Here is a 6,761-nt window from a genome sequence, read left to right as displayed (position 1 = left end):
CCTGCGTAGTCCCCTTGTGGGAGCGAGCCTGCTCGCGAAGACGGCGGCACCTTCACCAGGGATGGCGACGGATGTACCGCTTTCGCGAGCAGGCTCGCTCCCACAGTGTTGATCTTCAGTGAACGCTAAATTGGCGGTGACCGCAGATCCCTTGTGGGAGCAAGCTTTGAACTACAGGCTACCCACCAGATGGCCGCCGTCCACCGCCAGCACCGCTCCCGTCATGAAGGCACCGGCTTCGCTCGCCAGGAGCAGGAAGGGACCTTCCAGTTCCTGCAGGTTGCCCAGTCGACGCATCGGCACCATGTCGCGTATGTACTCCAGGCCTTTTTCGCTGTCGAAGTAGGCGTCGTTCATCTCGGTCTTGAAGTAACCCGGCGCGATCGCATTGACCCGGATCTGATAGCGCGCCAGTTCCATGGCCAGGGATTTGCTCAGCTGCACCACGCCGGCCTTCGCCGCGCAGTAATGGCTCAGGCCGACACCCACGCGCAGGCCGAGTATCGAGGCGATGTTAATGATGCTTCCCGGGCGTTTTGCCTTGGACAGTCGTTGCGCCGCGCATTGGGCAACGCGCCAGACGCCATCGAGGTTGGTCGACAGCATGGCGCGCCAGTCGGCTTCGCTGATGTCCAGGACGCTCTGGCCATTGCCGATACCGGCGTTGTTGAGCACCACGTCAACCACACCGAAAACCGCTTCGGCCTCGTCAAACGCGGCTTCGACGCTGTCCCGATCCGTGACGTCCAGGGCGACCGCCAGCGCGTCGCCGCCCGCCTGGCGAATCTCTTGCGCCAGCTGTTGCAAGCGCTCGACACGTCGGGCACCGAGTACCACACGCGCCCCTGCCTGGCTGGCCACACGTGCCAGATGCGCACCAATGCCGCTGGAAGCGCCCGTCACCAATACCGTCTTGCCAACCAGGGAAAAACCATTCAATACGTCCATCACAACACCTCGAACAAACCAGCTGCACCCATGCCACCACCCACACACATGGTGACCACGACGTATTTCACCCCACGGCGTTTACCTTCCAGCAGGGCATGGCCCACCATACGCGAACCGCTCATGCCATACGGATGACCAATGGAAATCGCGCCGCCGTTGACGTTGAGCCTGGCGTTATCGATGCCCAGTTTGTCGCGGCAGTAGAGGACCTGGCAGGCAAAGGCTTCGTTGAGCTCCCAGAGGCCGATGTCATCGATTTTCAGCCCGTGCTGCTTCAACAGTTTCGGCACGGCCAGCACCGGACCGATCCCCATTTCTTCAGGCGCCAGGCCCGCCACCGCGATCCCCCGATACAGACCCAGCGGCTGCAGGTTGCGCTGTTCGGCCAGGCGCGCGTCCATCAGCACGCAGGCACTGGCGCCGTCGGATAACTGGCTGGCGTTACCGGCCGTGATGCAACCACCTTCGATCACGGGTTTGAGTTTGCTCAGGTCTTCAAGGATCGTCTGCGGGCGGTTGCCTTCATCGAGACTCAGGCTGACCTGTTCATGGCTGACCGCACCGCTGGCTTTGTCCACGACCTGTCGGGTGACCGTGACCGGGACGATTTCAGGGGTGAACAGGCCGGCCTGTTGCGCTGCGGCGGTGCGCTGTTGCGATTGCAGGGCATAGAGGTCCTGGGCTTCACGGCTAATGCCGTAGCGCTTGGCCACCAGCTCGGCGGTTTGCAGCATCGGCATGTAGGCGAGGGGCACGTTGCGCAGGACGCTTTCGTCGTGCTGGCTGCCGACCCATTCCATATGGCGGTTCTGCACCAGGCTGATGTGCTCCTGGCCGGCGCCCACGGTCACCTGCATACCGTCGACCATGATTTGCTTGGCGGCGGTGGCGATGGCCATCAGGCCCGAAGCGCATTGGCGGTCCAGGGTCTGACCACTGACGGTCAGCGGCAGGCCGGCGGCCAGCGCGCTCATGCGGCCCAGGTTCCAGCCGGCGGTGCCGGCGGGCATGCCGGTGCCCATCACCAGGTCTTCGATTTCGCCGGCTTCGATGCCGGCACGCTCCACGGCGGCGCGGATCGCGAAACTGGCCATGGTCGGTGAAGTGGTGACATTGAAGGCACCGCGAAACGCCTTGCCGATCGGCGTGCGGGCGGTGGAAAGGATAACGGCTTCTTTCATCGTGTTGTTCCTGTCGGGAGGGGGCTCGGCCCCACAGGGGGGCCGGCCAGGTTCGAATCCTGGAATCAGATCCGTTCGATGCGGGTCTTGCCGGCAGCGACCAGGCGCTCCAGCAACGGGGCAGGGTGGAACCACATCTCGCCGTATTCACCGAGCGCCTTGCGGTAATGGCGAATGCCATTCAGCACGGCCTCCAGGCCAATCTGTTCGGCATAGTGCAGCGGGCCACCGAGCCAGGACGGGAAGCCGTAACCGTTGATCCACACCAGGTCGATGTCGCCACTGCGCTCGGCGATGCCTTCGTCGAGCAACTGGATGCCTTCGTTGATCAGCATGAACAGGCAGCGATCATGAATTTCATCGTTGGAGATCGGCCGGCGAGGAATGTGCAGTTCCCCCGCAATGCGTTCGGCCAGTGCAATGACTTCGAAGTCTTCCTTGCGCTCGCGGCCTTCGTAAATGTACGCGCCGCGCTTGGTCTTCTGACCGAAGCGACCGAGGGCGTTCAGCTCGTCGGCAACCCGGCAGTAGCTTGGATCATGGGCAATCGCTTCACGGCGCGACTCGCGCACCAGGAAGCTGACGTCGATCCCGGCCAGGTCGTGCATCGCCATGACGCCCATGGCCAGGCCCAGGTCAGTCAATACCTGGTCAATCTGCGCCGGGGTAGCACCCTCCAGCACCAGACGGTGAGCCTCACGGGAGTAGGGTTCAAGCATGCGGTTGCCGATGAAGCCGAAACACACGCCGGACACTACCGGGATCTTGCCAATGGTCTTGCCCAGTTTCAGCGTCGTCGCCAGCACGTCCGGCGCGGTGAGTTTGCCCCGCACCACTTCCAGCAGACGCATGACGTTGGCCGGGCTGAAGAAGTGCAGGCCAATCACATCCTGCGGTCGACGGGTAACGGCGGCAATCGCATCGACATCGAGGGTGGAGGTGTTACTGGCCAGAATGGCGCCCGGCTTGCACACCTCATCCAGGGTACGGAACACCTGTTGCTTGATCGGCAGGCTTTCAAAGACCGCCTCGATCACCAGGTCACACTCGGCGATATCGGCATAGTCGAGCGTGCCGGTCAGCAAGGCCATGCGCTGGTCCAGTTCGGCCTGAGTCAGCTTGCCGCGTTGCAGGCTGATGTCGTAGCTGTTGCGGATTTGCCCCAGACCACGCTCGAGGGCTTCGGGCTTGAGTTCCAGCAGGGTGACCGGGATGCCTACGTTGGCGAAGTTCATGGCGATGCCACCGCCCATGGTGCCGGCGCCGATCACCCCCACCCTGGCGATCGGACGCAGGGCCGTGGAGGCACTGACACCGGCCACTTTGCCCGCCTCGCGTTCGGCAAAAAACACATGGCGCAGGGCCTGGGATTGCATGGACGCCTCGGCTTCCTTGAACAGGGCGACTTCGCGCTGCAGTCCGGCGTCCAGCGGCAGCACGCAGGCCGATTCGACGGCCGCCAGCACCAGTCGAGGTGCCAGGCGATTTTTCCAGCGAGGCTCGTGGCTGGCGCGATAGCGAGCGAAAAAGTCATCGGGCAGCGCAGCGGCCGGATTGGAATGCCGATCTGCGGGGCGCGCCGCAGCAGCTTCACGGACCAATTCCCGAGCGAAGTCCCGTGCGCCATCGAGCAGGCTTTCGCCCTCGCCGATCAAGCGATCGACCAGGCCGAGATCAAGGGCGCGGCCGGCGCTGACCGGTTGGCCGGACATCATCATTTCCAGTGCCGGTTCGGCACCGATCAACCGAGGCAAACGTTGTGTGCCGCCCGCACCGGGCAACAGCCCCAGGTTGATTTCCGGCAAACCGAGACGGGCGTTGGCGGCGCTGATGCGGTAACCGCACGCCAGGGCCAGCTCCAGCCCGCCACCGAGGGCAAAGCGGCCGATGCAGGCAATCAGCGGTTTGTCGATCTGGGTCAGGCGCACCAGCAGGTCGGGCAGGGAAGGGGCGGCAAAGGACGCCGGGAGGCCGAACTCAGTGATGTCGGCACCGGCACAAAACAAACCGTTTTCGCCGTGCACGATGATGGCCGACACCGCCGGGTCGCTGGCGGCGCGGTCACAGGCCTGGAGAATGGCCGCGCGCAGGGGTTGTCCGAGGGCGTTGACCGGTGGCGAGGCCAGGCCGATCAGCGCGAGATTGTCTTCGACGTGGTAAGTGACCAGATTGCTCATGATGCTTTCCTGAAATTCGTTGAAAGTGCTACCACGGACCCTGTAGGAGCGAGCCTTGTGGCGAGGGGATTTATCCCCGTTCGACTGCGAAGCAGTCGTAAACCATTACGCGCGATGCACCTGTTGCACCGCGTTTTTCGGTTTTGAGGCCGCTTCGCAGCCTGACGGGGATAAATCCCCTCGCCACATTGCTGGCTCCCACAAACGGGACGAGTCTAGAACCAGCTGTCCTGCATGTAGTAGGCGACATGGTTAGCGTCTGTAAGCAGCCGCGCCTGGGACTCCAGCGACGCCAGCTCCCAGGTCATGAAGTAGTGCGCGGCCTGCAACTTGCCCTTGTAGAAATCGACATCGCTGCCGGTGGCACCCGCACCCAGGGAACGGCTGGCGAGCAGTGCCTGGCGCAGCCAGATCCAGCCGACGACCACGCGGCTGAACAGATCCAGGTAAGGCGTGGCATTGGCCATGCCGAGATTGGCATCGGCCAGCACTTGCGCCTGCAGGCTGGCGGTGACTTGCTCGAGGACGCTCAAGGCATCGGCCAGCAATGCCGCGAGCGGCGCGCAATGGGCGTCGTCGTTGGCAACCAGCAGGGTGGCGAGCACTTCGGTGATGAACAGCCGATAACCATCGCCCCCACGTGTTCCCAGTTTGCGACCGAGCAGGTCGATCGCCTGGATACCTTCGGTGCCTTCATGGATCGGGTTCAGGCGATTGTCGCGGTAGTACTGCTCCAGCGGGTATTCGCGGGTGTAGCCGGCGCCACCAAGGACCTGAACGCCAATTTCGGACGCCAGCAAGCCGTAGCGCGAGGGAAAGCTCTTGACCACCGGGGTGAGCACGTCGAGCAGTTCGGCGGCATTGGTGCGTTCCTGCGCCGTGGCGGCAGTGTGGGCATCTTCCACGAGGCTGCTGGCGTACAGGCACAGCGCCAGGCTGCCCTCGGCATAGACCTTCTGTTGTAGCAACATCCGGCGCACATCGGCATGTTCGACGATGCGCACCTGAGGCGCTGCCGGGTTCTTGTTGCCGGGCAGGCGGCCTTGCGGGCGCTGACGGGCGTAGTCCAGGGCGTGGATATAGCTCTGATAGGCCAGGCTGGCGGCACCGAGGCCAACACCGATGCGGGCCTCGTTCATCATCTGGAACATGTAGCTCAGGCCCTGATGCGCTTCGCCGACCAGGTAACCCACGGCGCCATCGTGCTCACCGAAACTGAGCACGGTGGACGTGGTGTTGCGATAGCCCATCTTGTGCAGCAGGCCGGCCAGTGCGACGTCGTTGCGCTCACCGACGCTGCCGTCGGCATTCACCAGGAACTTGGGCACCAGGAACAGCGAAATGCCCTTGGTACCGGCCGGTGCGCCTTCGATACGGGCCAGCACCATGTGCACGATGTTATCGGTCAGTTCGTGGTCACCGCCGGAGATGAACATCTTCTGGCCAAAGATCCGGTATGTACCGTTCTCGGCGGGGCGTGCCGTGGTGCGCAAGTCGCCCAGCGCCGAACCCTGGCCAGGCTCGGTGAGGGCCATGGTGCCGCTGAACCGGCCATCGAGCATAGGCGGCAGGAAACGTTCGCGCAGCTGCGGACCGGCAAAGGCTTTCACCAGGTTGGTCGCGCCGATGCTCAGGAAGGAATAGGCGACCGTGGAGATATTGGCCGCATTGAAATACGCCATGCAGGCGCGCAGCACCACTTCCGGCAGTTGCAGGCCGCCGTCTTCAACGTCGTGGTGAGCGGCCAGGAAACCGGCCTGGGCGAAGGCATCCCACGCGGCCTTGGTCTCGGGAATCATGTGAATCCGTTCGCCATCGAAGGTCGGTTCGTTGGCGTCGCCCTTGTGGTTGTGCGGGGCGAACAGCTCGCCGGCGATCTGTCGGGCGGTGCTGAGAGAGGCGTCGAACACGCCGCGGTCGTGGTCCGCGTAGCGCGGGCGTTGCAACAACGCCTCGGTATTGAGCAGCTCGTAAAGCTGGAAGCGCAACTCGCGCTCGTTGAGCAGCAGGTCAGTCATGGCATCTCTCGTCAGACAGTGTCGAGTTGGGGCCATGGGATTCATGGCCCGTTACAGGTGTCCACGATAGAGAGATGTGCCGGGCATTTATCCCCCTCCTTTGGGGTAGGACCGGACGTAATCAGTTGGCCGGTTGCGCGACGGGAAACGTCCAGTTTCCGTTCAGTATTTCGGTGCGTGGCTGGTCACGGCTGAGGGTGTAATGGCCCTGGCCATAGACAACAGAGGTCACGTAATGGTCTTCGTTGATCACCTGCATGGACATATGGCGCTGGCCGGCGTCGGGCAGGGTGATCGTGACGGGGCCGGCGTCCAGATCGAACAGCAGGAAGAATGTTTGAGCATGGGAAATTATCCGTGTGATCGAATCCCCCGTGGAAGCGAGCCTGCTCGCGAAGGCGGTGTGCCAGTCAATACATGTGTTAACTGATACA

At 63.1% G+C, this 6,761-nt stretch carries 4 protein-coding genes and 1 pseudogene; all 5 read right to left on the bottom strand.

Annotated features, from left to right (window positions below; genetic code table 11):
- Positions 1-171: 171 nt before the first annotated feature.
- Positions 172-948, bottom strand: a complete 777-nt coding sequence (locus tag HNQ83_RS30295) for an SDR family NAD(P)-dependent oxidoreductase (RefSeq protein WP_175392514.1) — start codon at positions 946-948, stop codon at positions 172-174.
- The gene (locus HNQ83_RS30290) at positions 948-2,132 is read right to left on the bottom strand and encodes an acetyl-CoA C-acyltransferase (protein WP_175392513.1); all 1,185 of its coding nucleotides are present in this window, start codon (positions 2,130-2,132) and stop codon (positions 948-950) included. The genes HNQ83_RS30295 and HNQ83_RS30290 overlap by 1 nt, the downstream gene beginning before the upstream one ends.
- A gap of 65 nt (positions 2,133-2,197) precedes the next feature.
- On the bottom strand, positions 2,198-4,309 hold the full coding sequence (locus HNQ83_RS30285; RefSeq protein ID WP_175392512.1) for a 3-hydroxyacyl-CoA dehydrogenase NAD-binding domain-containing protein: 2,112 nt from the start codon (positions 4,307-4,309) through the stop codon (positions 2,198-2,200).
- Positions 4,310-4,524: 215 nt separating this feature from the next.
- Positions 4,525-6,327 carry an acyl-CoA dehydrogenase gene (locus HNQ83_RS30280; RefSeq protein ID WP_175392511.1) on the bottom strand — a complete coding sequence of 601 codons (1,803 nt, stop codon included), beginning with the start codon at positions 6,325-6,327 and terminating at the stop codon, positions 4,525-4,527.
- Between the two features lie 121 nt (positions 6,328-6,448).
- Positions 6,449-6,761: pseudogene (locus HNQ83_RS31500) on the bottom strand (hypothetical protein); the annotation flags it as partial.

It is taken from the genome of Pseudomonas sp. C2B4, assembly GCF_013359695.1.
Taxonomy (GTDB): Bacteria; Pseudomonadota; Gammaproteobacteria; order Pseudomonadales; family Pseudomonadaceae; genus Aquipseudomonas.
This window is presented reverse-complemented; position numbering and strand designations above follow the sequence as displayed.

What these genes read in the sequence shown, in the direction of transcription:
- HNQ83_RS30280 (WP_175392511.1), bottom strand. Translation starts at nt 6,327, where the DNA reads ATGACTGACCTGCTGCTCAACGAGCGCGAGTTGCGCTTCCAGCTTTAC.
- HNQ83_RS30290 (WP_175392513.1), bottom strand. Translation starts at nt 2,132, where the DNA reads ATGAAAGAAGCCGTTATCCTTTCCACCGCCCGCACGCCGATCGGCAAG.
- HNQ83_RS30295 (WP_175392514.1), bottom strand. Translation starts at nt 948, where the DNA reads ATGGACGTATTGAATGGTTTTTCCCTGGTTGGCAAGACGGTATTGGTG.
- HNQ83_RS30285 (WP_175392512.1), bottom strand. Translation starts at nt 4,309, where the DNA reads ATGAGCAATCTGGTCACTTACCACGTCGAAGACAATCTCGCGCTGATC.